Here is a 26,009-nt window from a genome sequence, read left to right as displayed (position 1 = left end):
GTGCGGCAACCTTCTGCGCCCCCCGTGAGTCGGTTCCATGGGGACCGGGTGCTGATTCTCACGTCCGGAAAAGATCGGATCGCTTGCCATTTGTCCATGCCTTCGGTGTTAGCTGGCTGGTCTGACCTGAGCGGTTCGAGCAGAGGAAGAGGAGCACCACGGCGATGGGGCGAGCGGAAGCGCGTCGGGCTGCCAAGAGCGGTGGCATACGCCGGCTCTTCACGTGGCGGAAGATGCTGGGCACGTTCTTCGGACTGTGCCTGCTGGTGATGGGCGGCTTCGCGGCGCTCTACCTGTACGTGGACGTGCCCCCGGCCAACGCCGCGGCGCAGGAGCAGAGCAACATCTACAAGTACAGCGACGGCTCGATCCTCGCCCGCACCGGCTCCGGGGCCAACCGGGAGATCGTCGACCTCGCCGTCGTACCCAAGAAGGTCCAGCACGCCTTCGTCGCCGCCGAGAACAAGTCCTTCTACCGGGACCAGGGCGTCGACCTCAAGGGCACCACCCGCGGTGTGCTCAACACGCTCTCCGGCAAGGGCAAGCAGGGTGGCTCCACGATCACCCAGCAGTACGTGAAGAACTACTACCTCACGCAGGACCAGACGGTCAGCCGCAAGCTCAAGGAACTGGTGATCTCCCTCAAGGTCGACCAGCGCATGAAGAAGGACGACATCCTCGCCGGCTACCTCAACACCGTGTTCTACGGTCGCGGCGCGAGCGGGATCCAGGCGGCCGCACAGGCCTACTACGGGGTCGACGCCAAGGACCTCGACGTGTCCCAGGGCGCCTACCTCGCGGCACTGCTCCAGGCGCCCAGCCAGTACGACTGGGCCCGGGCCACCCCGACCGGCAAGAGGCTCGTCAAGGAGCGCTGGGCCTACACGCTGAACAACATGGTCGAGGAGGGCTGGCTCGACCGGGCCGAGCGCGACAAGCTGACGTTCCCCGTGCCCGAGGCGCCCAAGGCCGCTCCCGGGCTGGAGGGACAGACGGGCTACCTCGTCGAGGCCGCCAACCAGGAGATGGAGCGCCAGGGCATCACCGAGGAGATGCGCCGGGCGGGCGGCTGGACGATCACCCTCAACATCGACAAGAAGAGGCAGAAGCAGCTCGAGAAGTCCGTCGACCGGCAGCTGGAGAACCAGCTCGACCGGAAGAAGAACAAGGTCGACGCGACCGTCCAGGCGGGCGCCACCTCGGTGGACCCGAAGACCGGCAAGGTCGTCGCGCTGTACGGCGGAGTAGGCGCCACCGAGCACTACATATCCAATGCCACCCGCAGGGACTACCAGCCCGCGTCGACGTTCAAGCCGCTCGTGCTCGCCTCCGCCCTGGAGAACGGGTCGCAGACCCAGGACGGCAACCTGATCGGCCTCAACACGGTCTACGACGGCACCAGCAGGCGTCCCGTCGTCGGGAGCGACACCCCGTTCGCCCCGCAGAACGAGGACGACGTCAGCTACCGCAACCCGACCGTCCAGACGGCCCTGGACAAGTCGATCAACTCCGTCTTCGCGCAGATGGTCGTCGACGTCACCCCGAAGGCCGTCAAGAGGACCGCGCTCGGCCTGGGCGTACCCGACGAGAACTTCCCCGAGCGTCCCGCGATCACCCTCGGCACCATGAACGCCTCCACGTGGGACATGGCCGGGGTCTACGCCACCCTCGACAACCACGGCAAGAAGGTCACCCCGACCATCGTCAAGTCCGCCGTGCACCGCGACCGCACCATGGAACCCGTCGACGGCATCGGCGGCCAGGCCATCAGCCGGGCATCCGCGGACACCGTGACGAAGGCGCTCACCGAGGTCGTCGACCTCGGCTCCGGTCACGAGGCCAACACCTCGGCCTACGACGCCGCGGGCAAGACGGGTACCTCGGAGGACAACAAGGCCGCCTGGTTCGCGGCCTACACCCCCGAGCTCTCCACCGTCGTCGCCCTGTACGGCGAGTCGACCAAGGAGGGCGGCGGTCAGGTCAGCCTCACCGGCACGGCCAACTCCGGCCGGGCCAACGGTGGCGGCTTCCCCGCCAAGATCTGGGCCGACTACACCCTCGGCGCGCTGGGCGGCGGCTCGGACGCCTCCTTCGACCTGCAGGGCGTGGAGCGCGGCGAGACAGCCGTCACCGAGACACCGTCGGCGCCCCCGACGCCGTCGGAGAAGCCTTCACACACCCCCTCCGCGACGCCCGAGACGCCCTCCGAGTCCCCGAGCGAGTCCCCGGTCGAGGAGTCCCCGCCGGTCGAGACGCCGAGCGAGACGCCCTCGGAGACGCCGAGCGAGACGCCCAGCGGGACACCGGACCCCGGCGGGACCCAGCAGCCGCCCGGCCGTCCGGGCGGCGGCCAGTTCGGGCAGTGACGACGTGTGAGGGGCGGGTGCCGGCCGGCACCCGCCCCTCACACGTGTCCGTCCCCCGGCACCCTCAGGGAGTGGCCATCTCGAACCACACGACCTTGCCCGTGGAGAGCCGGGTCGCCCCCCACCGCCTGGCCAGCCGGTTGACCAGGAAGAGCCCGCGCCCGCCCTCGTCGGTCTCCCGGGCACGCCGCTGCCTGGGCAGCTGCGGGGCGTCGTCCCCGACCTCGCAGCGCAGGATGTCCGTGCGCAGCAGCCGCAGGGTCACCGGACGCTCCGCGTACCGCACGGCGTTGGTGACCACCTCGCTGACCAGGAGCTCCACCTCGTCGGAGATGTCGTCCAGACCCCAGCGGCTCAGCGCCCTGCGCGCCAGCCTGCGGGCCCGTCCGGGCGCCGCGTCCTCCGGCTCCAGGAACCAGTAGGCGACGTCGCTCGGCGCGATCCCGTCGAACCGGGCGGCCAGCAGCGCGATGTCGTCGTCCCGGTCACCCGGGCCGAGCATGTCGAGGACGTCGTCGCACAGCGCCTCCAGCGGCGGCGAGTGGTCGGGACCGGTCAGCTGCGCGGTGGCCGCGAGCCGCTCCCGCAGCATCTCGATGCCCGTCCACACGTCCCGCATCCGGGACTCCACCAGGCCGTCCGTGTAGAGGAGCAGCGTGGCGCCGGCGGGCGCGTCGAGCTCGACGGCCTCGAAGTCGACCCCGCCGACGCCGATCGGTGCCCCCGGGGGGACCCTCAGCACCTCGGCCCGGCCGCCCAGGTGGAGCAGCACGGGCGGCGGGTGGCCGGCGTTGGCGATGGTGATCCGGTGCGCGACGGGGTCGTACACCGCGTACATGCAGGTCGCCATGCGGTCGCTGCCGAGCCGCTGCGCCTGCTCGTCCAGGTGGTGCAGCACCTCCTGCGGCGGCAGGTCGAGTCCGGCGAGGGTCTGCGCGGTGGTACGCAGCTGGCCCATGATCGCCGCGGACGTCATGGAGTGGCCCATCACGTCACCGACGACCAGCGCGACCCTGCTGCCGGGCAGCGGGATCGCGTCGTACCAGTCGCCGCCCACACGGGCCGTCTCGGCGGCCGGGAGGTAGCGGGACGCCAGACGCACACCGGTGGGCTGGGGCAGGGAGTCCGGCAGCATCGTGCGCTGCAGTTCGTCGGCGATGTACGCCTCGCGGCCGTACAGCACGGCCTTGTCGATGCCCAGCGCGGTGTGCGTGGCCAGCTGGGCCGCGACCAGGAGGTCGTTGGCCTCGAACGGCGGGCGGTCCGTGCCGCGCAGGAACACGGCCGCGCCGATCACCCGGCGGCGGCCGCGCAGAGGAGCCAGGATCGCGCGGTGCCCGGTGGGCACCGCCCGCCCCGCACCCAGCAGTTCGGGCAGGGCGGCGCGGGCGGCGGCCGAGTCGCCGAAGACCGGCCGCACCCCGCGCAGCACCTCGGCGAGCGCGCCGCCCGCCTGGATCTCGCAGAGGTCGGCCGCCGGCATCAGCCCGGCCTGCGGGTCGGTCACGGGCAGCCGCAGCCGCTCGCCCTCCGGGCCGCCCTCGCTCTCCTCGTCGGCGAGCCGCAGCCGGTCGGTACGCCGCAGCCGCAGCACGAACGGGGTGACCGGCCGCTCGTCGCCCACCGGGAGCGGATCGCGGAGGTAGACGAGTATGGCGTCGGAGAACGTGGGCACACTCGCCCTGCAGAGGCCGAGCACGATCTCGTCGAGGTCTATGCCCCGGGCGATCCGGCGGGTGGCGGCACCGACGAAGCGGAGCCGGTCACCCTCGCGGCGGGCGACGGCCTGGGTCTCGGCGGCCGACGCGGCGGATTCCGCGGACGCCGGGCTCGGCACGGCGTTCTGGGCCGCCGGCACCGGGGAGGGGCCGGGGATCGCGGCGGTGGCGGCCGCGCCCGGCGGGCCCTCCTGCTGCCGGGGCCGGGCGCGCTCCTGCGGCCGGGCAGCGAGCGGCTGCCGGCCTTCGTGGGAGGTGGGATGCTCCGTCACGCGTGGGATTCCGTCCGTCCGGGCCGGTTGTATGAGGCGATCACACTCGCCTCAGGGGTGTGCGCCACTGTGCCCCCGCAAGAGCGGTGAGAACAACGGCTGTCACCGGATGCCCCCGGAAAAGGGGCCGAAACCGTACGGCCGGCCGGGGGGCCGACACGAGGTCCTCCGGCGACGGGGCAGCGGACAGCGAACACGTCTCCACCCCCTCGTAGTGGTTCGTGCTACCGCGCGGCAGCCCGGGTTCGTTGCCCGTGCTGCTCGTGCGACATGTGCGATGACTGGTGGTCAGGTGCTTGGCCGGTTACGCCGGTTGTGACGCGGTGGACCGGTGGAACGGTTCACGGAAGGCGATCCTACGTTTGCCCCCCTGGGGTGAATCAAGGGTCTCACGACGGGGTGGACGCGGGGGTGCGGTCCCAGTCATCCGGCAGTGGCGGGACCTTCCACCGCGGGTCGGGCCGCCAGTGCTCCCAGCCGTCGCTGAAGGGCGCGCCCCAGTGCTGGATCACCTCGACGGCCGCGAGGCCGGCCTCGCGCACCCGCCGGGCGGTGGGCGCGTCCATCAGTCCGACCTGCTGCGCCTGGGCGAACTCGTCCTCGTCGAGCCACTCCCAACTGTGGTCGGGCCGGACCGAGATGTCGAGGAAATGATCCTGTGAATCGACTCCTCCGGACCAGCGTGACCGGGGCTCCTCAAGGTTGACGTACCAGTTGCGGAACAGCCAGCCGCGGTCCCAGAACAGCCAGACGGACCAGGGGTCACCCGGCCGGGCGAGCTTCAGCACACCCGAGCCGAACCACCGGGACCGCACGGTCGTGCGCGGGCGCGTGTAACGCGTGGCGAGCGGCTCGGCGTGCACCTGCGTACCGTCGGCGAGCACCGGTCTCACGCATTCCGTGCCGGACGCCATCCAGACGGCGAGCAGTTCGTCCGTGTCCTGAACGACGGTGACCGGCCGGCAGATGTGCACGCCCCCGGCGCCGCCGCCCCCGCCGGGGTGCCCGTTGTCCCGGTAGCGCCAGAGGATCCTGTCGCCCGGCGCCCAGCGTCCGTTGTCCCCCGCACCTGCCCCGGTGCCTGCTCCCGTACCCGCTTCCGTCGTCGTCATGGAGAGATCTTAGGGACGCGCCGACCCGGCCGCCGCGTTACGCGTCACGGCCGGGTCATACGCGACACGCCCGGACACGTCACGGCCGGGTCATACGCAACACGTCCAGGGCCGCGTCGAGCTGTTCCAGCGTCAGGTCGCCGCGTTCGACGTACCCGCCGGCCAGCACCGTCTCCCGGATGGTCGTGCCGTCGGCCAGGGACTTCTTGGCGACCTTCGCCGCCTCCTCGTAGCCGATGTACTTGTTCAGCGGGGTCACGACCGAGGGTGAGGACTCCGCGTAGTGCCGGGCCCGCTCCACGTTGGCCGTGACGCCGTCGACCGTGCGGTCGGCGAGCAGCCGCGAGGCGTTCGTGAGCAGTCGTACGGACTCCAGGAGGTTCTTCGCCATCACCGGGAGCATGACGTTGAGCTCGAAGTTGCCCGCCGCCCCCGCGACGGCGACCGTGGCGTCGTTCCCCGTCACCTGGGCCGCGACCATCAGTACGGCCTCCGGGATCACCGGATTGACCTTGCCCGGCATGATCGACGACCCCGGCTGGAGGTCGGGCAGGTTGATTTCGGCCAGGCCCGTGCGGGGTCCGGACGCCATCCAGCGGAGGTCGTTGGAGATCTTGGTGAGTGACACGGCGAGCGTACGGAGCTGCCCCGACGCCTCGACGAGTCCGTCCCGGGCTCCCTGCGCCTCGAAGTGGTTGCGGGCCTCGGTGAGGGGCAGCCCGGTGGTCCGGGCGACCTCGGCGATCACCGCGGCGGAGAAGCCGGGCGGGGTGTTGATGCCGGTGCCCACGGCCGTACCGCCCAGCGGGAGTTCGGCGAGGCGGGGGAGCGATGCCTGGAGCCGCTCGACGCCGTAGCGGATCTGCGCGGCGTAACCGCCGAACTCCTGGCCGAGGGTGACGGGCGTTGCGTCCATCAGGTGCGTGCGGCCCGACTTCACGACGTCCGCGAATTCGGCCGATTTCCGCTCCAGTGACTCGGCCAGGTATTCGAGTGCGGGGATCAGGTCGGCGGTGACGGCCGCGGTCGCCGCGATGTGGATCGACGACGGGAAGACGTCGTTCGACGACTGCGAGGCGTTGACGTGGTCGTTGGGGTGCACCTCGCGCCCGAGCCGCTCGGTGGCGAGCGTGGCCAGGACCTCGTTGGTGTTCATGTTGGACGACGTGCCGGAACCCGTCTGGAACACGTCCACGGGGAAGTGCTCGTCCCAGCGCCCCGACGCCACCTCGGCGGCGGCCGCCTGGATGGCCTCCGCGATGTCCGGATCCAGCACCTTCAGCTCGGCGTTGACCTTCGCCGCGGCGGCCTTGATCCGGGCCAGGGCCTCGATGTGGGCCCTTTCCAGACGTTGCCCCGAGACGGGGAAGTTCTCCACCGCACGCTGCGTCTGCGCCCGCCACTTCGCGTGTGCGGGCACCCTCACCTCACCCATCGAGTCGTGCTCGACGCGGTACTTCGATTCCTGGGCCGATCCGTCCATGGTGTTCAAACCTCCTGCTGGAAAGGAGCACGTGGGCCGCTCCACGTATTCCCCGCACGCTGCGGGTTTTCCCGGGCACCGTCGGCCGGAAGGGGCTCTTCCGGGGGTGCCGGCCGCCGGAGGCGTCCACGCAGCCGCCGTCAGCCGGCCCGCCGCGGTGGGGCTCCCCGGCGCCGGCACGGACCCGTGGAACGCCACAGGGGCATCCGGCCACCGGCCGGATGCCCCTGTGCGGGACGCGAACGGAGGTCAGCCGAGACCGGGGCCGCGGACCGGGATGCTGGTGAACGTCGGCGCGGGGGCGGGCTCGGTGAAGAAGTCGTTGCCCTTGTCGTCGACCACGACGAACGCGGGGAAGTCCTCGACCTCGATCCGCCAGACGGCCTCCATGCCGAGCTCCTCGTACTCGACGACCTCGACCTTCTTGATGCAGTCCTGGGCGAGGCGCGCCGCGGGCCCGCCGATGGAGCCGAGGTAGAAGCCGCCGTGCGCGTCGCACGCGTCCGTGACCTGCTTGGACCGGTTGCCCTTGGCGAGCATCACCTTGGAGCCGCCGGCCGCCTGGAACTGTGCGACGTAACTGTCCATGCGACCGGCCGTCGTCGGGCCGAAGGAGCCGGAGGCGTAGCCCTCGGGGGTCTTCGCGGGTCCCGCGTAGTACACCGGGTGGTCCTTGAGGTACTGCGGCATCTCCTCGCCCGCGTCGAGCCGCTCCTTGATCTTGGCGTGCGCGATGTCGCGCGCCACGACCAGCGGGCCGGTCAGCGAGAGCCGGGTCTTGACCGGGTACTTGGTGAGCTCGGCGAGGATCTCGTCCATGGGCCGGTTCAGGTCGATCCTCACCACGTCGCCGGCCTCGTCGAGGTGGTCGTCGGTGGTGTCCGGCAGGAAGCGGGCCGGGTCCTTCTCCAACTGCTCCAGGAAGACGCCCTCCGCGGTGATCTTCGCGGTCGCCTGGCGGTCGGCCGAGCAGGAGACGGCGATCGCGACGGGAAGCGAGGCGCCGTGCCGCGGCAGGCGCACCACGCGCACGTCGTGACAGAAGTACTTGCCGCCGAACTGCGCGCCGATCCCGATCTTCTGCGTGAGCTCGAAGACCTTCTCCTCCAGCCCCTTGTCCCGGAAGCCGTGACCGGTCGGGGAACCCTCGGCGGGCAGCTCGTCCAGGTAGTGCGCGGAGGCGTACTTCGCGGTCTTCAGCGCGAACTCGGCCGACGTGCCGCCGACGACGATCGCCAGGTGGTACGGCGGGCAGGCCGCCGTGCCCAGCGAACGGATCTTCTCCTCCAGGAACTTCATCATGGAGGCCTCGTTGAGGACGGCCTTCGTCTCCTGGAAGAGGAACGACTTGTTGGCCGAGCCGCCGCCCTTCGCCATGAAGAGGAACTTGTAGGCGCCCCCGTCGGTCGCGTACAGCTCGATCTGCGCCGGCAGGTTCGAGCCGGTGTTCTTCTCGTCCCACATGGTCAGCGGGGCCATCTGCGAATAGCGCAGGTTCAGTTTCGTGTAGGCGTCGAAGATGCCGTGCGACAGGGCCTCCTCGTCACCGCCCTCGGTGAGGACGTTCTGCCCGCGCTTGCCCATGACGATCGCGGTGCCGGTGTCCTGGCACATCGGGAGGACGCCCGCGGCGGCGATGTTCGCGTTCTTCAGCAGGTCGAGCGCGACGAACTTGTCGTTGGAGGAGGCCTCGGGGTCGTCCACGATCCGCCGGAGCTGCGCCAGGTGGGCGGGCCGCAGGTAGTGCGAGATGTCGTGCATGGCCTCGGCGGCGAGCGTGCGCAGAGCCTCCGGAGCCACCTTGAGGAACGTACGGCCGTCGGCCTCGAAGGTCGAGACGCCCTCGGCGGTCACCAGCCGGTACGGCGTGGTGTCCTCTCCCAGGGGGAGCAGATCGGAGTACGCAAACTCTGGCATTACGGCCATTCCTCACTCGGCGACAGCGGCTGACCTCCCTCGGGCAGCGCATCCACCAGGGTAGAGCGCCGGAGCGGCGCCGATCCTGTGAGGTAGGGCTCACCCGGACACCGTCCGGTCCGGGTGGACCCGGCCTCCGCCGGACGCGACTCTCCGGCCCGGATTCTCGGCAGGGCCGGAGAGGCACTGGTCGCGATCTATCGCGTTTCGGTAAGCTTGGCCGGTGGACCTCGAAAAGCAGCCCCAGCAGCCCGTCGCTCCGGCCGGTCCCGCGCCTGCCGGAATCCGCGCGTCCGACGCGGACCGCGACCGGATCGCGGACATCCTGCGGGAGGCCATGGCCGAGGGCCGGCTCACCGCCGAGGAGCATGCCGAGCGGGTCGACCTCGTCTACCGGGCCAAGACCGTCGGTGAACTCGAGCCCCTGGTGCGGGATCTCCCCGCACAGGGCGGGACGAGCCGCCTCCATGCCTCGCCGTACGGCTACGGCCCCGAGGCGGCAGCCGGGACCGCCGAGAACCTGGTGGCGGTCTTCAGCAGCTCCACCCGCAGGGGCCGTTGGCGTGTGGGCGGCCGCACGAACGCCTTCTCCCTCTTCGGAAGCGTCGAAATAGACCTCACCGAGGCGCTTTTCGGCCAGCGTCTGACCGTCATCAATGCGACGTCCATCTTCGGGAGCGTCGATATCAAGGTGCCGGAGAACATCTCTCTGCGCGGCAGCGGGACGGGCATCTTCGGCAATTTCGAGGTCGACACACTGGAATCCGCCGACCCCGAAGCACCTGTGGTCGTGGTGAACGGCTATTCCGTGTTCGGGAGCGTCGAGGCGAAGCCCAAGCGCGGAAAGCTCATCACCAACCTCCACCGGCAGCTGCGCAAACATCTGGGCCACTGACGCCGGCCCGCCGGGCCGGCGCCAATTCCGGCCATGCCGTGACGAGGCGTTCCGGTGGCGGTCCAAGTGGGAACCACTCAGTGCATAGGGGTGCGTACAGCGGGTAGGGAGTGCTGCATCGCCTCTCGCTCACGAAGCCCAAGCCGTCGTCAGGAGTGGACCGTGCTGCATTTGCCGCATCAGCCCCTGCAGGTCGCCGCCGTGCCCGCCCGGCGCACCCCCGCACGGGAGGACGAGGCGGGGCCCTGGCACTCGGAGGCGGTGTGCCGCCGGGACGAGGCAGGGCTGTTCTTCGCCCCGTCCAAGGAGCCGACAGCCGCCCGGCTCTCCCGCGAGGAAGCGGCGAAGCAGGTCTGTGCGAGATGCCCGGTCATGGTCGAGTGCCGGGAGCACGCACTCGTCCAGCCCGAGCCCTACGGGGTGTGGGGCGGACTCACCGCCGCCGAGCGCCGGGTGGCGCTGGCCCGGCGTCGCAGACGGGACATCGAGCTCAAGGCCGCCGCCCCGGGCGAGCGCATAGCCGCAGCGGGCTGAGGCCCGCGTGCACGGATGGTGGGGACCGGCCCGGCCGGTCCCCACCATCCGCACGACACGGCCTACTTGGCGCGGTCGAAGTCGATCGCGCTGTAGGCGCGCAGTTTCGACAGCCGGTGCGTCGAGTCGATCCGGCGGATCGTGCCGGACTTGGAGCGCATCACGAGGGAGTCGGTGGTGGCCGTCTCCGCGCGGTACCGCACACCGCGCAGCAGTTCACCGTCCGTGATCCCGGTGGCGACGAAGAAGACGTTGTCCCCGCTGACGAGGTCGTCCGTCGACAGCACGCGGTCGAGGTCGTGACCCGCGTCGAGAGCGCGCTGACGCTCCGCCTCGTCCTTGGGCCAGAGCTTGCCCTGGATGACACCGCCCAGGCACTTTATGGCGCACGCCGAGATGATGCCCTCCGGGGTCCCGCCGATCCCCATGAGCAGGTCGACACCGGTACCCTCGCGGGCGGCCATGATCGACCCGGCGACGTCGCCGTCGGAGATGAACTTGATCCGGGCGCCCGTCTCCCGGATCTCCCGCACCATGTTCTCGTGCCGGGGACGGTCCAGGATGACGACCGTGACGTCCTCGGGGGTCGAGTTCTTGGCCTTCGCGACGCGCCGGATGTTCACGGACACGGGGGCGTTGATGTCGACGAAGTCGGCCGCCTCGGGACCGGTGACCAGCTTGTCCATGTAGAAGACGGCGGAGGGGTCGAACATCGCGCCCCGGTCGGCGGCTGCCAGCACCGCGATGGCGTTGGGCATGCCCTTGGCGTTGAGCGTGGTGCCGTCGATGGGGTCGACGGCGATGTCGACCTCGGCCCCGGTGCCGTCGCCGACGCGCTCGCCGTTGAACAGCATGGGCGCTTCGTCCTTCTCGCCCTCGCCGATGACGACGATGCCGTTCATCGACACCGTGGAGACGAGCGTGCGCATGGCTTTCACCGCGGCACCGTCGGCGCCGATCTTGTCGCCGCGGCCGACCCAGCGCCCGGCGGCCATGGCAGCGGCCTCGGTGACCCGGACCAGCTCCAGGGCCAGGTTGCGGTCGGGGGCCTCCGGGGAGACCTCGAGCTGGGACGGCAGATGATGCTCGGACATCGGAGCGCACCTTTCTGTACGACGACGACCGGAAAAGAGGGTGCTGTGACTCTATCGGTAGGTCGATAAAATGAGCAGGGCGGGTCACGAATGAGCGGATGCCCCTGACCGGACATGGGGACGCCCCCTCGCGGGCCGTCCGGAGGCGCATGCCACCATTGAGTCCGTGGCAAGCAAGCGAGGCAAGCAGACCGTCCGGGACATGTTCCTGTCGATGCTCGTGATCACCGCAGTGGCGGGGGTCGTCTACATCTTCATTCCGCATGACGACAAGGCCGATCCGGTCAAGGCGGTCGACTACCGCGTCGAGCTGGCGACGGCCCGACGCGCCGCGCCGTACCCCGTGGTGGCACCCGACGGACTGGCCAAGGGCTGGAAGCCGACCTCGGTGTCCTACCAGGGGCAGAACGGCTCCGGCTGGCACCTCGGCTTCCTCGACCCCGACAAGAAGTACGTCGCCGTCGAGCAGTCCACGAGCCCCGCCCGCAAGTACGTTCCCGAGGTCAGCCAGGACGCCCGGGACACCGGGCGCACGCGCGAGGTCGCCGGCAAGGCGTGGCAGGTCTGGGAGGGCTCCAAGTACGACGCGCTCGTGCTGCACGCCGACGGTGTCACCACCGTGGTCACGGGCTCGGCCCCGGCGGACCGCCTCGCCGAGATGGCCACCGCGCTGCGGGCCGCCGGCCCCGGCGCCACCGAGGCCTCCTGACGACGGACGCCGCACGCGCAATCCCCGCAGCGCCCGGCGCTACGGGGATTCCTGCCGTCCCGCACGCCGGGGGCGACGTGCCGTCCGCGACGCGGAGAGCGCCCGGACCCGCGCGGCGGCGGACTCCTCGGCCCGTGCGTGCGTCGGCGGCCCGCTCAGGCCGCGCCGTCGCCGCCCTCCCCGGACTCCTCCGGGGAGGCCAGCGCCGCGTCCAGCCGGGCCCGAGCGCCTTCCAGCCAGCGCCGGCACACCTTCGCCAGCTCCTCGCCCCGCTCCCACAGGGCCAGCGACTCCTCCAGCGTCGTGCCGCCCGCCTCCAGGCGGCGTACGACCTCGATCAGCTCGTCCCGCGCCTGCTCGTAGCCGAGCGTGCCCGTCGCGGCAGCCACCGTCGTCCCGTCGTCCGTCATACCGACCACCCTATGCGCGGGGTCCGGCGATCCCGGCCCCTCATTCCGCCACCCGTACCGTGAACTCGCCCTCGGACACCCGCGCCCGCAGCTCGTCGTCCGGCGCCCCGGCATCGGCGGGGGAGCGCACCACATGGCCGTCCGGCCGCTGCAGCACCGCGTACCCCCGCTCCAGGGTCGCCGCCGGCGACAGCGCGACCACCCGGGCCCGGGTGTGCGCGAGCTCCGAGTCGGCGCGGTCCAGCAGATGCCCCAGCACCCGGCGGCCGCGCCCCACCAGGGCATCGATCTCGGAGGCCCGCTCGTCCACCATGCGGTGCGGACGCTCCATCGAGGACCGGCCCAGCGCGTGCGCCAGCCCCCGCTCCTCCCGCTCGATCAGCCCCCGCACCGTCCGCAGGCCCCGGTCCCGCAACTGCTGCACACGGTCCAGCTCCTCGCCCACGTCCGGCACGACCTTCTTCGCCGCGTCCGTCGGCGTCGACGCGCGCAGGTCGGCGACCAGGTCGAGCAGCGGCGAGTCCGGTTCGTGTCCGATCGCGGAGACCACCGGTGTACGGCACGCGGCCACCGTCCGGATCAGCTCCTCGTCGGAGAACGGCAGGAGGTCCTCCACGCTGCCGCCGCCACGGGCGACCACGATCACGTCGACGTCCGGCATGCCGTCCAGCTCCTTGACCGCCTGGACCACCTGATTCACCGCGTGCACCCCCTGCACCGCCGTGTTGCGCACCTCGAAGCGCACGGCCGGCCAGCGCCGCCTGGCGTTCTCCAGCACATCGCGCTCCGCCGCCGACGCCCGCCCGCAGACCAGGCCGACCAACTGCGGCAGGAAGGGCAGCGGCTTCTTGCGGTCCAGGGCGAACAGACCCTCGGCCGCCAGGGACTTCTTCAACTGCTCCAGCCGCACCAGCAGCTCACCGATGCCTACCGGCCGTATCTCCGTGGCCCGCAGGGACAGCTGACCCCGGGGGGCGTACCACTCCGGCTTCGCCAGGACGACGACCCGCGCGCCCTCGGTCACCACGTCGGCGATCCGGTCGAAGACCTGCCGGAAGCAGGTCACGCTCACCGAGATGTCGTGCGACGGATCGCGCAGCGTCAGGAACACCACCCCGGCGCCCGGCCGGCGCGACAGCTGGGTGATCTGCCCCTCGACCCAGACGGCGCCGAGCCGGTCGATCCACCCGCCGATCAGCCGCGACACGTCGCCTACGGGCAGCGGGGCTTCCGGGGACGTAGTGAGAGCCATACGGGCGAGCGTATCGGCCGGTACCGACAATCAGGCGCCCCGCCGCCCCCACTGCACCGCGAGCACCACGAGCCCGATCCCGAGCCAGCACAGCCCCACCAGCTGCGCACTCGTCGTCGCCTCAAGGATCACGACGACGAGAACGACCGCCCCGACCACCGGCATCAGCACATGGCGCCACCAGCTCGGCGGGCCCTCCATGCGGCGTACGACGAACCAGCCCACCACCGAGGCGTGCAGCAGCACGAACGCCGTGAGGGCGCCCACGTCCACCACCGACACCAGATGGTCGAGCCCGTCGTCGCGCCGGGCCGCCCACACCGCCGCCACCAGGGTCACCACCGCGGCACACGTGATCGCCAAGCGCGGTACCCCGGACCTGGAGTCCACCTGGGAGAGCACCGAGGGCAGGCGCCGTTCCCGGGCCATCGCGAACAGCAGCCGCCCGGCCGCCGCCTGTCCAGCCAGAGCCGCGAAAGCCGCGCCGATCGCCTTGCTCACGGCGACGAGATCGTGCAGCCAGGTGCCGACGGAGGCGTCCACCGTGTCGTAGAAGGCCGACCCCTGCTTCACCGGATCAGCCGCGAGCTCCGCGGACGAGACGGGTTCCAGCAGCCCGGCGAGATACGTCTGGACGATGAACAGCACCCCGGCCAGCACCAGACAGAACAGCACCGCCCGCGCCACCTTGGCCGACCCGCCCGTCACCTCCTCGGCGAACGACGCGATCGCGTCGAAGCCCAGGTACGACAGCACCGCGACCGACACCGCCCCCAGCACGGCCGTCGCCGAGAAGCCCGTGTCCCCGCTGAGCGGACTCAGCCAGCCGCGCTGCGCCCCGTCCCTGACCAGCACGACCACGGCCGACACCACGAAGACCAGCAGCACCACGATCTCCATGGCGAGCACCGCGAAGCCCACCCGCGCCGCCGCCCGTACCCCCCAGAGGTTGAGCAGGGTCGTCACGACCACCGCGATCGCCGTCCACACCCACCGCGACACCTCCGGCACCAGCGCGTTCATCGCGATCCCGGAGAAGAGGTAGGCGACCGCGGGGATGAGCAGGTAGTCGAGCATCGCCATCCAGCCGGCGATGAACCCCGGCCCCTCCCCGAGGCCTTTGCGGGCGTACGCGAAGACCGAACCGGCGAGCGGGGCGACGTGGACCATCTGGGCGTAGCTGAAAGCGGTGAAGGCCATCACGACCGTCGCCACGAGATAGACCAGCGCCACGGCACCGTCGGACTTGGCGTCCAGGGTGCCGAACACGCCCACCGGGGCCATGGGGGCGATGAACAGCAGCCCGTAGACCACCAGGTCCCGGAACCCGAGTGTGCGCCGCAGCCGTCCGTCGTCCGTGCTGCTGCCGCTGCCCGCCATGTGGCCTCCGTCGCTGGATTGCGTACGCATCAGTCTCCCGACCCCGCCGAACCGGCGCCTCTCCGACACGGCCTTACGATGGGACGCATGACTGCAACGCCCAGCCCGTCGCCCGCCACCGCCCCGAGCGCAGGCGCTCCGCGCCGCAGTGACAGCCGCCGTGTCCTGCTCGCCGCGCCCCGCGGTTACTGCGCGGGCGTGGACCGTGCCGTGATCGCCGTGGAGAAGGCCCTGGAGCAGTACGGGGCCCCGATCTACGTCCGCCACGAGATCGTGCACAACAAGTACGTCGTGCAAACCCTCGAGAAGAAGGGCGCGATCTTCGTCGACGTGACCGCGGAGGTGCCCGAGGGCTCCATCGTGATGTTCTCCGCGCACGGCGTCGCCCCCACGGTCCACGCGGAGGCAGCCGAGCGCAGGCTCGCCACGATCGACGCGACGTGCCCCCTGGTGACCAAGGTCCACAAGGAAGCCGTGCGCTACGCCAAGGAGGACTACGACATCCTCCTGATCGGCCACGAGGGCCACGAGGAGGTCATCGGCACGAGCGGCGAGGCCCCTGACCACATCACCCTGGTCGACGGACCCGAGGACGTGGCCAACGTCGAGGTCCGCGACGAGTCGAAGGTCGTCTGGCTGTCCCAGACCACCCTCTCCGTCGACGAGACGATGGAGACGGTCGGCGCCCTCAAGAACAAGTTCCCGAACCTCCTCTCCCCGCCGAGCGACGACATCTGCTACGCCACGCAGAACCGCCAGGTCGCGGTGAAGAAGCTGGCGGAGGACGCCGATCTGGTCATCGTCGTCGGCTCGAAGAACTCCTCCAACTCGATCCGCATGGTCGAGGTAGCCCTGGACGCCGGTGCGCCGGCCGCCCACCTGGTGGACTTCGCCTCCGAGATCGACGAGGCATGGCTGGAGGGCGTCACCACGGTCGGTCTCACCTCGGGTGCCTCGGTGCCCGACGTCCTGGTCGACGGTGTGCTGGAGTGGCTGGGCGAGCGGGGTTACGCCGACGTCGAGACGGTGAAGACCGCCGACGAGTCGATCACCTTCTCGCTGCCCAAGGAGCTCCGGCGCGACCTGCGCGCCGAGGCGGCCGCACTCTCCGCCGAGTAACGGCGCGGGGGCGTCCGCCCGCCACCGGGCGAACGGACGCCCCCCGTGCGCCGTACGACCGGGCACGCTCCCGTCCCGCCCCTCCGGTGCGTGATCCGCGCAACCTGCCCGTACCGTGGATCCCATGGAGATCTTCGGTGTGGACATCGGTGGTTCAGGGATCAAGGGTGCGCCCGTCGACCTGGACCGCGGAGAGCTGGCGCAGGAGCGCCACAAGGTTTTGACACCTCACCCGGCGACGCCCGAGAGCGTCGCCGACGGCGTGGCCGAGGTGGTAGGTCACTTCGACTGGCAGGGGCCGGTCGGTATCACGTTCCCCGGAGTGGTCACGGGCGGAATCACCAGGACCGCGGCGAACGTGGACAAGGGCTGGATCGACACGGACGCCCGGGCGCTGCTGACCGAGCGCATCGGCCGGAGCGTCACGATCCTGAACGACGCCGACGCGGCGGGAATCGCCGAGATGACCTTCGGCGCGGGCAAGGACCGCAAGGGCACGGTGATCATGCTGACCCTCGGCACGGGCATCGGCAGCGCCGTCTTCACCGACGGGCACCTCGTGCCCAACACCGAGCTCGGTCACCTGGAACTGCACGGCCACGACGCCGAGAAGCGCGCCTCCACGAAGGCCAAGGAGGACGAGGACCTCAGCTGGGCCCACTGGGCGCACCGGGTGCAGAAGTACCTGGTCCACGTGGAGATGCTGTTCTCGCCCGAGCTCTTCATCATCGGCGGCGGGGTCAGCCGCAAGGCCGAGAAGTTCCTGCCGCTGATCGAGCACGTACGGGCCGAGCTCGTCCCGGCGCAGCTGCAGAACAACGCGGGCATCGTCGGCGCCGCGATGGCCGCCGCGGGCAAGTAGTCCTACACGCGGGGGCGGCGTGCGCTCCGGTCGGCCCTGACCAGGTGGCGCTGCCGCTCCCGCATCTGACGGATCTTCCGCACGGTGGCGATCAGTCCCGCGACGAGCGTGCCGCCGTACAGCCAGCCGGCGTGCACGGCCAGCGCGGTGACGACGGCCATGATCTGCCCGCCGAATCCGCCCGTGCCCCCGGCGACCGGGATCACGCCGACGGCGAAGGCGATGGGGACGATGATCGGGGCCGTCACCAGGTCGGCGGGGCGCACCCACAGGGCGGTCAGCGCGCTGACCGGCAGGAAGAGCACCCCGTACACGATCTCCGAGCTGCCGAGGAGCAGCCGGTCCAGGCAGGCCAGCAGGAACATGGCCAGGGTCGCGAAGAGCCCGGCGCCGATGCCGGTCAGCCGCGGATTCGGGAATCTGCGCAGCGCCAGCACCACGGGCGCGACGGGACCGGGACGACGACCGGGAACGGGCCCGGAAGCGGGCGCCGGGGCCACCGCCACCGACACCGGGTAGCCGGACGGAGCCTCACCGAGGCCGCCGGACGGGCCGGAGGTGACCTGCGGGGGCTGCCTGCGCTGCGGGGTACGAGTCCTGTGCTGCTCCACCCCGACAACCTAGGTCGCGGCCCGGGTCCTTTCGGGCGTTGGACACGCGTTTTGGCCGACCTTGGCGTTGCGTTCGATCCCGCGGGGCCGAAACACCACCGTTCGGCCCCGCGCCCTGCCGCGCCCGTGCCCGTGCCCGTGCCCGGCAGGGCGCGGCTCCGCGTCCCACCCCCGCACCCGTGACGGCGTGCCCCGCCCCGCCCGTAAACTGGAGAATCGGGTCAGCCCCGGCCCGCCCGCAGCAGCCCCTCTCCTCACTTCAGGAAGTCGCCAAAGTGTCGCTCACGATCGGAATCGTCGGCCTGCCGAATGTCGGCAAGTCGACCCTGTTCAACGCCCTGACCAAGAACGACGTGCTGGCGGCCAACTACCCGTTCGCCACGATCGAGCCGAACGTGGGCGTCGTCGGTGTCCCCGACCCCCGCCTGAACAAGCTCGCCGAGATCTTCAGCTCGCAGAAGCTGCTCCCGGCCACCGTCGACTTCGTCGACATCGCGGGCATCGTGCGTGGCGCGAGCGAGGGTGAGGGCCTGGGCAACAAGTTCCTCGCGAACATCCGTGAGTCCGACGCGATCTGCCAGGTCATCCGCGCCTTCAAGGACGAGAACGTCGTCCACGTCGACGGCAAGGTCTCGCCGAAGGACGACATCGAGACGATCAACACCGAGCTGATCCTGGCCGACCTCCAGTCCGTCGAGAAGGCCGTCCCGCGTCTGACGAAGGAGTCCCGCCTCCAGAAGGAGAAGGTCGCGGTCCTCGCGGCCGTCGAGGAGGCCCAGAAGATCCTCGAAGCGGGCGACACCCTTTTCTCCCAGGGCATCACCGCCGGCACGGAGAAGGGCCGCCTTCTCCACGAGCTGCACCTGCTCACGACGAAGCCCTTCCTCTACGTCTTCAACGTCGACGAGGACGAGCTGGTCGACGAGGACTTCAAGAACGAGCAGCGCGCCCTGGTCGCCCCGGCCGAGGCCATCTTCCTGAACGCCAAGATCGAGTCCGAGCTGATCGAGCTCGACGACGAGGAGGCCCTCGAGCTCCTCCAGTCGATGGGCCAGGAGGAGCCCGGCCTGGCCACCCTCGGCCGCGTCGGCTTCGACACCCTGGGCCTGCAGACCTACCTCACGGCAGGCCCGAAGGAAACCCGCGCCTGGACGATCAAGAAGGGCGCCACGGCCCCCGAGGCGGCCGGTGTGATCCACACCGACTTCCAGAAGGGCTTCATCAAGGCGGAGATCATCTCCTTCGACGACCTCGTCGAGACGGGCTCGGTCGCCGAGGCCCGCGCCAAGGGCAAGGCGCGCATGGAGGGCAAGGACTACGTGATGCAGGACGGCGACGTGGTGGAGTTCCGCTTCAACGTCTAATACGTTCGGCGAAAGGCCGTCTGACCTGCGGTGGAGCGGGTTGGGCGGCCTTTGTGGTCCGCGCAGAGTCCGCCTTGGGCGGGCAGACGTACACGCCGTGCTTTGCGGTCTGCTGGATCTGCTGCTCGACCGAGACGGCCGCGTGCAGCAGATCCACGTGCCGAAGCCGGAGGGCGAAGAGCTCGCCGGGGCGGAGCCCTGTGCAAGCGCGCAGCAGGGCCGGGCCTCTGTAGCGGCCGGGGTATCTCCTGGGCCAGCGTCCGCACCTGCTCGACGGCCAGGGGTACGACTTTCTTCCTCGGAACTGAGGGTAGCTTCGCGTCGGTGCAGGGGTTGTGCGGAATCATGCGGTCGCGGACCGCCGCCCGGAAGACGGCGTTGACCGTGTTGAAGATGCTGCGGGAGGTGCTCGCGGCGAGCTTGTGGGTGGTCGTCAGGCTGGTGATCCAGCTCTGCACGTCACCGGGCTTGATCGCGCGGAGTGCCCGCTTCTCCCAGACGGGGTAGGCGTAGCAACGCAGCTGTTGGGCTGAGGCCTTGGCCGTCGACAGCCGGTGCGGCTGGCTGGCCCGCCACTCTTCCGCGTACTCCTTGGAGGGCTTCTTCGCCGAGCGCGGTAAGTGGTTTCTCCTTCGTGCTGGTTGTCAGTAGTGACCGCCGTCCTCGACGTCGCTGCTGAGGGTGCGAGCGTCCCGCTCGTCGCCCATGAGGCGGAGGCACTGCTCGTTGATCGCGCGTGAGCTGCCGGGGTTGGCCTTGATTTGGTCGGCGACGGCGACCATGGCGCGGTGCAGGCGGTCGCGGGCGTCGAGACGTGTGTCGATGACACGATCGCGCACGTCGGTGAGAAGCCAGCCCAGCAGCTCGGCAGTGGCGTCGTACTCATCGTAGAAGCCCATGCGCAAGTCGGTGATCTCGAACTCGAACGTCACGTCATCAACGAGGTCTGCCAAGTGTGCGTCGGCGGCTGGGGTATTGGTCGCGGTCCATGTGTTCAGCCAAGGACGCAGGCTGTTGGTGGCCACGGTGATGACGCTGAGGCAATCCCTGACGGGCACGGGGCTGGGGTGGGTATGCAGCGTGCTCTGCCACCAAGCGGACCATACGTCCCGTAGGGCCTCGGCCAAGGGCACGTCCCAGGTGGCCCAGCCTGCGTGGATCAAGCGGGAGGCGATGAGCTCCTCGTCGATGTGGAGCCGGCCGGTGACGAGTGGGCGAATGATGCGCGGGACGAGGTGACGATAGAGACGAGGAAAGTCTTCCCAATGATCAGGCGTCTTTGCGGCAACCGACGAAACCAGGTCGTCGCCTATGAGGTGCAGCGGGCCGGAGAGTTCGGCGAAGTCATGCTCGCCGTAGCAGTACGTGCATCCTGTGACGAGGAAGGGACCTTCTGAGGCGAAGGCGTGGTCCAGGGCATCGAGAGCTGTCATGAGCTGCTCAGAGCAAGACATGAAGACCTGCCGGGGGACTCCGTCCGGGTGACCGGCGAAGATCGCAGGCTATCAGGCCGTCCCCCGCCTCTCACGGAATACCTTGACGGTCCGAGTGGAGGGGAGCGAAGTTCCGTGAAGGATCTATCTCCGATCCTCACACGGACGACTCGATAGGGTCGGGCCATGATGGAGAGTCCCGTGGTCGAGCTGCTTGAGACCGAGTACCGACGCGTTTGGGACCGCTTCTACGACGAGTTCACGTTCCGGCCGAGTACGAGTTCTTTCAAGTGGCCGGCCGTCAAGGAGCCCATCGCATCGGTTACCTGGAGCCTTGCCGTGCTTGACGACGATCCTGAATACGAGCGTTTGGACCGCTTGGTCGAGGTGGTCGAGCAGGGGCTGAAGTCCTGCATGGGCCCGAGCGGAACACTGCTCGCGCTCGACTGGCAGCACACGTCGTATCGCTTTGCACCGCTGGGCGTCGGTGGCCCTGGGCAGCCGGCCTGGCCTTTGAGCCCGTATCCCGATGGGGATTACTACATCTACCTCTCGGAAGACTTCCGTATGGGCAGTTTTGGGCACCCTTGGGAACAGTCGCTCTGTCTGTTCGGTCAGGAATTCCTCGACGCCACATCTGCGGAGGTGGAGAAGCCGCTCGGCCAGCCGATCCGTAGGTCCGGCAGGGCAGTCGGCACCGCCTGACAGGCACCCAGAGAATCAGACCCCACAGCGCATCCTGATGCCCTCTGAGCTTGCTCCGCTTCGACGGACACCATTGGTGTGGTGGTCAGGCTGCGAGTGCGTTCTCGTACTCAGCGGGACCGAGGTAGCCGTAAGGGGAGTCCTGGTCCGCGAAGTGCTGTGGCTGACGGCCGACCTGGCTGACGTGGATGTGGCCGGCGCTTCAGACCTTGACGACCTCTACGGAAGGGCCGCACAGGAGTGTCAGGTCCTCGGGGTCGGAAGTGAGGACGGTGACCGGCTGGGGTGCGTTGCGGGCGATGACGGCGAAGGCGGCGTCGATGGCGTACTTGTGGCCGTGGAGATGATGGGCGCGAAGGAGGACGGCGGCTTCGTCGGTGACCTCTCTGGTGACGTCGTGAACGTCGACGCGGGAGAGGACCCACTTGATGCGGGCCGGGTGGATCCGCTCGTAATCGGCCTCGAGAGTGGTCATGGCGCTGGTGGCCACGCGGATGCCTTCCTCTGATGCCGCCTGGACCAGTGCTACGACGGTGCGGTCCTTACGGTAGAGCTTGGAGAGTCCTTCGCTGTCGAGCAGCAGGGTGCCGGGCATCAGGCGGCGGCACCGCCGGCCTGTCGGTGGTCATGGCGCAGCAGGGCGCGGGCGGCCTCGACCTCCTCGCGGGTGAGCTCGTCATTGTCGGTCTCGAAGTCGGCGACGATCTCCCGAAGCTTGTCCATGGCGACTCGTTGCTCCAGGGCTTCGGCGACGTAGGCGGAGAAGCCACCGGGCCCGACATGTGCGCGTACGGCCTCGGCGAGGTCTTCGGGCAGGCTGATGGAGTACTTCCTGCTACTGCTCATGGTGTCGATCCTACCGGCGGTCGTAACTCTGTGGGTGCGAATAGCCATGGGGGGAGGCTGCCCGGTCCGCAGGCAGTCCGCAGGACGCTCGTGAATGTCCGTCGGAGGCCAACGCAACCAAACGGCGAATCTGCAGGTCAAAGCCCTGGATGAGGCTCCGCCGCAAGTCAGGATCAGACCGCAGACATTCCGCTTACGCACACGTCCGCGCGGACGGCAGGGGGAGCCCCACCGTCCGCGCGGACCACGGCCCGGGTTACGCCGCCCTGCGGGCGAACGCCTCGGCCCTGCTGCGGCGCTTCGGGTCGAAGGCGTCGACCGTGCCCGCGCCCGCGTTGCCGGGACCCGCCTGCCATCCGCGGATGGTGCGGGCCACGCCCTTCACCTTCGGGTGGCCCGGCTTGTGGGCGAGCTCGAAGTGGGACTCCTTCGGGGTGGCGAGGTCGCCGCCCCAGGTGACCGCACCGTCCAGCTCGGCGAGGATGTCCCGCACCACGACGAGTTCGTGCGGGTAGAGGCCGCCCTGGACGCCGGCCGGGTACGCGAGCGGCCGGATCGCCAGGGCGGTGCCCGACAGGTAGTTGGACTCGTAGTCCTCGGCCACGGTGCGCGCCGTGCGGTGACCGGTGACGTCGCCCTCGCGGAGCTGGTCGATCTCGTAGTGGAAGCGGCGGGCCACGTGCAGCAGGATCACCGCCGCGTCACCGCCCGCGAGACGCACGGACCGGCCGGAGCCCTCGATCGGGAAGAGTTCCGCCTCGTCGAGCACGGGCCAGCCGTTCGCCGACTTCGTGCCGGCCCAGCGCCGGCCGGCGGGAGCGCCGCCGGCCGACGGGGCGGCCGGGGCGGCGTACGCGGTGCCGGGGAGGCCGGCCAGGGCTGTGGTGGCCCCGAGTGCGGCGCCCGCGAGGAGCACACCGCGTCGGTCAATCTTGTTTCTCACTCTTCTTCCTTCCGATGACCGCCGTCGCCACGGCACCCGCGGCACAGCCGACGAGCAGCAGGGCGATGGCGACGAGAGTGGGGTTGACCCAGGCGGGGACCAGGTCGAATTCGGCGTTGCACTTGTTGTGCAGGGGGAACCACTGGGACGGCTCGCGCCAGGACTCCGACCGGTAGGCCTCGTCGTAGGGGGCGCTGTGCGAGGCGCAGGCCTCCCGGACGTCGAGACCGCCGGAGAAGACCCCGACGAACCAGACGACGCAGCCGAGCCCGGTCAGCACCACCGCCGGGAACGCCCACCAAACGGGGCGTTCCCAACGGCGGGCGGACAGTCCGCGCGCGGTTTTCCAGACACTCAGCACGAACACGGCCAGGACGAGTGGGGGGAGCGCGATGGCGGCCAGTGCCGAGACGGCGTTCACTTACGGGGTGGTCCCTTCGTTCATTCGCGGGCCGCGCGCCTCTTGGCGGCCTTCACGTACGTCGCGTGGTTCGCTTCATAGGTGGCCCTCAGGCGCTGTTCGGTTCCCGTGCGGGCCAGCAGCACGTCGACGAAACCCTGCTCGAAGGGCTCCAGTTCGTCGTATCCGAGCATCGCGGGCAGCGTCTTGATCCCGCCCCGGACCGTCACGAGGCCGACTTGGCCGGCCACGACCTTCACGTCGTCCGCCGCGGTGAGAATGTTGTGGGCAAGGAACTTGGCGTCCTCCGCGTTGCCGCTGAAGCGCCCGTTCCAGTAGCGGCTGAACCGTGTCAGACCGCCACCCCCGTTGTAGAGGTCGCGGACGGCCTCGACGATCGTCCTGCCGTCACGGACCGCCTTCGCCAGCAGCCAGGCGTCGGCGTCCTCGATCAGGTCGTTGTAGCCGAAGCTGGACGCGACCCCGACCTTGGCCATCTTCAGCTGCACGAAGTTGCGGCCGTCGGGGTACTGGTCCGAGGCCCGGCGCCAGTCGACGTAGAGGGTCAGCAGGTCGCCGCCCCAGCCCGCGACGTCGCCCGCGTTCACCGAACGCGGGTTGGACGGCATCCAGGAGACGAAGTGCCCGTTGGCGGACGCCATGAGGTGCTCGGCGCCCAGCTCGTACGCGGTGTAGGGGTCGGTGAAGTCGGCCATCACCGACATGCCTTTTCCGTTGGCGTAGTCGACGAACGCCGTGTCGTACGACCCGATCAGGAAGTCCCAGTCGCCGCCGCCGTACGCCTTGTGCCGGATGTACTCCATCACCAGCTGGTTCGGGTCGCGGTCTCCCGTGTAGGCCACGGCGTGGTCGTACAGGCGCTGGACGTAGTCGATGAAGGCGTCCGCCGGGCCCGACGGCTTGTTCACGCTGCTCTGGCCGAGGTCGATGCCGGAGATCACGTCACGGTCGAGGTCGAAGGTGTCCGACCCGTTGGTGACCTGGAACTCCTTGATCTGGTTGAAGGACCAGTTGGCGGGGATCGGGAAGCCGAGGTTGCCGGAGAAGCCCCACGACATGCCCGACACGAACGAGTAGCGGGCACCGGTCTGCCGGCTGACGACGGTGCACACGTTCCGCGACCCGTACACGCCGTGCACGTAACGCTTTCCGTTGTAGGCGAGGCCGGCGGCGACGCCGTGGAAGTACGGCACGATCGCCGCGTCGATCTCCTCGCGGGTGGCGTCGTAGTCCACCGCGAAGTAGATGACGGTGCCGCGGTTGAATCCGTAACCGGCGGCCAGGCTGTGCGCGTTGAGAGCGTGCTGGTAGCCCTGGGAGTAGGTGAAGTCGGAGAGCTGACGGGCGTTGTCCTGGTAGATCGGGAAGACGTTCAGCCCGTTGCTGAACATCGTGTTCAGCTCGCCCGGCTTGATCTCCTTGTCCAGGGTCGAGCCCGGGGGGTCGTACAGATAGCGGCCCACGACCTCGTAGCTGTTGTTGCGCAGCCACTGGGCACGGGAGGCGGTTATCTCGAACCGGGTGTCGGAGCCCGTGGCGGGGCGGTCGGCATCGCCCATCGAGACCAGGAGCTGTGCCCATGTCCGGTAGTCCGAGCGTCCGTTGTCGTCCAGCTTGCAGAACCGCTGGAAGATCTCCACCCACTCGCGGAGCTTGGAGTCGTAGCTGCTGCGCCACGTGGTGGGGGTGCCCGTCTCGCTCGAGCCCGTCGGGACGGGGGAGTTGAACACGCAGGCGGCGGAGAACAGCTGGACCCACAGACCCGAACTGCCCTCGCCGAGGTTCTTGGTCTGCAGCCCGGCCTGGGTGGCCGGGCCGAAGTTCCCGTTCGGGGCGGCGATCCCGAGTTCGTACTGGATGGCGATCATCATGGACTTCTGCACGTCACGGGAGTAGATCCCGTCGCAGGGGCCGATGGTGTAGGCGTCCCTGGTCCAGTAGCTGCCGTTGAGCCACCGCTGGATCGAACGGATGTCGTCCGTGCCGCCGCTGACCTTCGTGTAAGCGTCCATGTTCAGGATGCATTTGAAGATCTTCGGCGTGGTGACGCCGCCGGCGGTGCCGGTGCCCCCGTCGGGCAGGCCCATGTCGAGGAGGAGGTTCTTGACCGCCTCGGTGGTCACGGCGCCGTAGCCGCCGTAGCCGTTGGCTCCCCAGTAGCCCTTGCAGAACAGGCCGTGCTGGATGATGCGGACGATGTTGGAGTTCTTGTCCCAGCCGAAGCCGATGTCGCCCAGGGCCTGGAGCCTGGACATCGTGGTCGGGCCGAAGCTGGCGACCACAGGGCTGATGCCCAGTTCGTGCTGGAGGCCCATCACGAGGGCGTTCATGGTGGACCAGCCTGTTCGGCCGTCCTCGGGGCACCGTACGTATCCGGAGACGCTTCCGTAGGTCGCGTTGACCCACGTCTGAGCGTCGAGGACCTTCTCGTCCAATGTCGATCCCTTCTCGGCAACGGGCGGCACCTGGCCCGGCGCTGTGCCACGACGGCGTCGCGGCGCAAGCCGAGGGCATGCTGCTCTGCCGGGGACGCTACGCAGCGGAAGTCTCCGTTCCCTCTCTG

At 69.8% G+C, this 26,009-nt stretch carries 23 protein-coding genes and 1 pseudogene; 8 read left to right on the top strand and 16 right to left on the bottom strand.

Annotation, left to right across the window (positions count from 1 at the left end):
• The first annotated feature begins 164 nt into the window (after window positions 1-164).
• Entirely contained in the window at window positions 165-2,366 is a 2,202-nt protein-coding gene (locus OG206_RS11955) for a transglycosylase domain-containing protein (protein ID WP_327115139.1), read from the top strand.
• A 64-nt stretch (window positions 2,367-2,430) separates the two neighbouring features.
• Here OG206_RS11955 and OG206_RS11950 read toward each other — a convergent pair whose 3' ends face one another.
• The 4 genes from OG206_RS11950 to OG206_RS11935 form a co-directional block, all read right to left on the bottom strand.
• Window positions 2,431-4,356 (bottom strand): ATP-binding SpoIIE family protein phosphatase, encoded by a 1,926-nt coding sequence (locus tag OG206_RS11950; protein WP_327115137.1) that lies wholly within the window; start codon window positions 4,354-4,356, stop codon window positions 2,431-2,433.
• A gap of 389 nt (window positions 4,357-4,745) precedes the next feature.
• Window positions 4,746-5,468, bottom strand: coding sequence for a cytidylyl-2-hydroxypropylphosphonate hydrolase (gene fomD / locus OG206_RS11945; RefSeq protein ID WP_327115135.1), 723 nt, complete (start codon window positions 5,466-5,468; stop codon window positions 4,746-4,748).
• A gap of 79 nt (window positions 5,469-5,547) precedes the next feature.
• Window positions 5,548-6,951, bottom strand: coding sequence for a class II fumarate hydratase (locus OG206_RS11940; RefSeq protein WP_327115133.1), 1,404 nt, complete (start codon window positions 6,949-6,951; stop codon window positions 5,548-5,550).
• A gap of 249 nt (window positions 6,952-7,200) precedes the next feature.
• Entirely contained in the window at window positions 7,201-8,868 is a 1,668-nt protein-coding gene (locus OG206_RS11935) for a fumarate hydratase (RefSeq protein WP_327115131.1), read from the bottom strand.
• 223 nt (window positions 8,869-9,091) lie between these two features.
• On the opposite strand from OG206_RS11935, the gene OG206_RS11930 reads away from it, so the two are divergent.
• Entirely contained in the window at window positions 9,092-9,763 is a 672-nt protein-coding gene (locus OG206_RS11930; RefSeq protein ID WP_327115129.1) for a DUF1707 SHOCT-like domain-containing protein, read from the top strand.
• A 162-nt stretch (window positions 9,764-9,925) separates the two neighbouring features.
• On the top strand, window positions 9,926-10,297 hold the full coding sequence (locus OG206_RS11925; protein WP_327115127.1) for a WhiB family transcriptional regulator: 372 nt from the start codon (window positions 9,926-9,928) through the stop codon (window positions 10,295-10,297).
• Between the two features lie 62 nt (window positions 10,298-10,359).
• Here the strand turns inward: OG206_RS11925 and glpX are convergent, their stop codons facing one another.
• Window positions 10,360-11,391 (bottom strand): class II fructose-bisphosphatase, encoded by a 1,032-nt coding sequence (gene glpX / locus OG206_RS11920; RefSeq protein WP_327115125.1) that lies wholly within the window; start codon window positions 11,389-11,391, stop codon window positions 10,360-10,362.
• A 166-nt stretch (window positions 11,392-11,557) separates the two neighbouring features.
• Between glpX and OG206_RS11915 the strand changes: the two genes are divergently transcribed.
• Complete coding sequence (locus OG206_RS11915) at window positions 11,558-12,100, top strand: DUF4245 domain-containing protein (protein WP_327115124.1); 543 nt, start codon at window positions 11,558-11,560, stop codon at window positions 12,098-12,100.
• Between the two features lie 155 nt (window positions 12,101-12,255).
• Here OG206_RS11915 and OG206_RS11910 read toward each other — a convergent pair whose 3' ends face one another.
• From OG206_RS11910 to OG206_RS11900, 3 genes are read right to left on the bottom strand one after another with little or no spacing between them, the layout of a single operon-like run.
• The gene (locus OG206_RS11910; protein ID WP_327115122.1) at window positions 12,256-12,510 is read right to left on the bottom strand and encodes an exodeoxyribonuclease VII small subunit; all 255 of its coding nucleotides are present in this window, start codon (window positions 12,508-12,510) and stop codon (window positions 12,256-12,258) included.
• 40 nt (window positions 12,511-12,550) lie between these two features.
• Window positions 12,551-13,762, bottom strand: a complete 1,212-nt coding sequence (gene xseA, locus OG206_RS11905) for an exodeoxyribonuclease VII large subunit (RefSeq protein ID WP_327115120.1) — start codon at window positions 13,760-13,762, stop codon at window positions 12,551-12,553.
• Between the two features lie 30 nt (window positions 13,763-13,792).
• Window positions 13,793-15,142, bottom strand: coding sequence for an APC family permease (locus OG206_RS11900; protein WP_327122245.1), 1,350 nt, complete (start codon window positions 15,140-15,142; stop codon window positions 13,793-13,795).
• Window positions 15,143-15,229: 87 nt separating this feature from the next.
• On the opposite strand from OG206_RS11900, the gene OG206_RS11895 reads away from it, so the two are divergent.
• Together OG206_RS11895 and ppgK are read left to right on the top strand one after the other, a co-directional pair.
• Window positions 15,230-16,261: a 4-hydroxy-3-methylbut-2-enyl diphosphate reductase gene (locus tag OG206_RS11895; protein ID WP_327115118.1), complete on the top strand. Its 1,032-nt coding sequence runs from the start codon at window positions 15,230-15,232 to the stop codon at window positions 16,259-16,261.
• A gap of 124 nt (window positions 16,262-16,385) precedes the next feature.
• Window positions 16,386-17,123 (top strand): polyphosphate--glucose phosphotransferase, encoded by a 738-nt coding sequence (gene ppgK, locus OG206_RS11890; protein ID WP_327115116.1) that lies wholly within the window; start codon window positions 16,386-16,388, stop codon window positions 17,121-17,123.
• A 2-nt stretch (window positions 17,124-17,125) separates the two neighbouring features.
• Here the strand turns inward: ppgK and OG206_RS11885 are convergent, their stop codons facing one another.
• Window positions 17,126-17,734 carry a DUF6542 domain-containing protein gene (locus OG206_RS11885; RefSeq protein ID WP_327115114.1) on the bottom strand — a complete coding sequence of 203 codons (609 nt, stop codon included), beginning with the start codon at window positions 17,732-17,734 and terminating at the stop codon, window positions 17,126-17,128.
• A 275-nt stretch (window positions 17,735-18,009) separates the two neighbouring features.
• Here OG206_RS11885 and ychF point away from each other — a divergent pair, with 275 nt between their 5' ends.
• Window positions 18,010-19,098 carry a redox-regulated ATPase YchF gene (gene ychF / locus OG206_RS11880; protein WP_327115112.1) on the top strand — a complete coding sequence of 363 codons (1,089 nt, stop codon included), beginning with the start codon at window positions 18,010-18,012 and terminating at the stop codon, window positions 19,096-19,098.
• Here the strand turns inward: ychF and OG206_RS32600 are convergent.
• Entirely contained in the window at window positions 19,095-19,649 is a 555-nt protein-coding gene (locus OG206_RS32600; protein WP_442805943.1) for a hypothetical protein, read from the bottom strand. The genes ychF and OG206_RS32600 overlap by 4 nt on opposite strands.
• A 93-nt stretch (window positions 19,650-19,742) precedes the next feature.
• A pseudogene (locus tag OG206_RS11870) lies at window positions 19,743-19,907 on the bottom strand (XRE family transcriptional regulator); the annotation flags it as partial.
• An 825-nt stretch (window positions 19,908-20,732) separates the two neighbouring features.
• On the opposite strand from OG206_RS11870, the gene OG206_RS11865 reads away from it, so the two are divergent.
• Window positions 20,733-21,236, top strand: a complete 504-nt coding sequence (locus OG206_RS11865; protein WP_327115108.1) for a DUF2716 domain-containing protein — start codon at window positions 20,733-20,735, stop codon at window positions 21,234-21,236.
• A gap of 202 nt (window positions 21,237-21,438) precedes the next feature.
• On the opposite strand, the gene OG206_RS11860 is transcribed toward OG206_RS11865, so the two are convergent.
• The 5 genes from OG206_RS11860 to OG206_RS11840 all read right to left on the bottom strand — a co-directional run bounded on the left by OG206_RS11860 (window position 21,439) and on the right by OG206_RS11840 (window position 25,881).
• Entirely contained in the window at window positions 21,439-21,831 is a 393-nt protein-coding gene (locus OG206_RS11860; protein ID WP_327115106.1) for a DNA-binding protein, read from the bottom strand.
• Window positions 21,831-22,082: a hypothetical protein gene (locus tag OG206_RS11855; protein ID WP_327115104.1), complete on the bottom strand. Its 252-nt coding sequence runs from the start codon at window positions 22,080-22,082 to the stop codon at window positions 21,831-21,833. The genes OG206_RS11860 and OG206_RS11855 overlap by 1 nt, the downstream gene beginning before the upstream one ends.
• Window positions 22,083-22,338: 256 nt before the next feature.
• Window positions 22,339-23,025 (bottom strand): hypothetical protein, encoded by a 687-nt coding sequence (locus OG206_RS11850; RefSeq protein ID WP_327115102.1) that lies wholly within the window; start codon window positions 23,023-23,025, stop codon window positions 22,339-22,341.
• Complete coding sequence (locus OG206_RS11845; protein WP_327115100.1) at window positions 23,009-23,446, bottom strand: hypothetical protein; 438 nt, start codon at window positions 23,444-23,446, stop codon at window positions 23,009-23,011. Before OG206_RS11845 ends, OG206_RS11850 begins: the two co-directional genes overlap by 17 nt.
• 20 nt (window positions 23,447-23,466) lie before the next feature.
• Window positions 23,467-25,881, bottom strand: coding sequence for a glycoside hydrolase domain-containing protein (locus OG206_RS11840; protein ID WP_327115099.1), 2,415 nt, complete (start codon window positions 25,879-25,881; stop codon window positions 23,467-23,469).
• Between the last annotated feature and the right edge of the window lie 128 nt (window positions 25,882-26,009).

Origin of the sequence: Streptomyces sp. NBC_01341 (assembly GCF_035946055.1) — a bacterium.
Lineage (GTDB): Bacteria > Actinomycetota > Actinomycetes > Streptomycetales > Streptomycetaceae > Streptomyces.
This window is presented reverse-complemented; position numbering and strand designations above follow the sequence as displayed.

Excerpts from the sequence above, each read along its gene's own strand:
- OG206_RS11955 (WP_327115139.1), top strand. The coding sequence starts at position 165 with ATGGGGCGAGCGGAAGCGCGTCGGGCTGCCAAGAGCGGTGGCATACGC.
- fomD (WP_327115135.1), bottom strand. The coding sequence starts at position 5,468 with ATGACGACGACGGAAGCGGGTACGGGAGCAGGCACCGGGGCAGGTGCG.
- OG206_RS11940 (WP_327115133.1), bottom strand. The coding sequence starts at position 6,951 with ATGGACGGATCGGCCCAGGAATCGAAGTACCGCGTCGAGCACGACTCG.
- OG206_RS11935 (WP_327115131.1), bottom strand. The coding sequence starts at position 8,868 with ATGCCAGAGTTTGCGTACTCCGATCTGCTCCCCCTGGGAGAGGACACC.
- glpX (WP_327115125.1), bottom strand. The coding sequence starts at position 11,391 with ATGTCCGAGCATCATCTGCCGTCCCAGCTCGAGGTCTCCCCGGAGGCC.
- OG206_RS11910 (WP_327115122.1), bottom strand. The coding sequence starts at position 12,510 with ATGACGGACGACGGGACGACGGTGGCTGCCGCGACGGGCACGCTCGGC.
- xseA (WP_327115120.1), bottom strand. The coding sequence starts at position 13,762 with ATGGCTCTCACTACGTCCCCGGAAGCCCCGCTGCCCGTAGGCGACGTG.
- OG206_RS11900 (WP_327122245.1), bottom strand. The coding sequence starts at position 15,142 with ATGGCGGGCAGCGGCAGCAGCACGGACGACGGACGGCTGCGGCGCACA.
- OG206_RS11895 (WP_327115118.1), top strand. The coding sequence starts at position 15,230 with ATGACTGCAACGCCCAGCCCGTCGCCCGCCACCGCCCCGAGCGCAGGC.
- ppgK (WP_327115116.1), top strand. The coding sequence starts at position 16,386 with ATGGAGATCTTCGGTGTGGACATCGGTGGTTCAGGGATCAAGGGTGCG.
- OG206_RS11860 (WP_327115106.1), bottom strand. The coding sequence starts at position 21,831 with ATGCCCGGCACCCTGCTGCTCGACAGCGAAGGACTCTCCAAGCTCTAC.
- OG206_RS11855 (WP_327115104.1), bottom strand. The coding sequence starts at position 22,082 with ATGAGCAGTAGCAGGAAGTACTCCATCAGCCTGCCCGAAGACCTCGCC.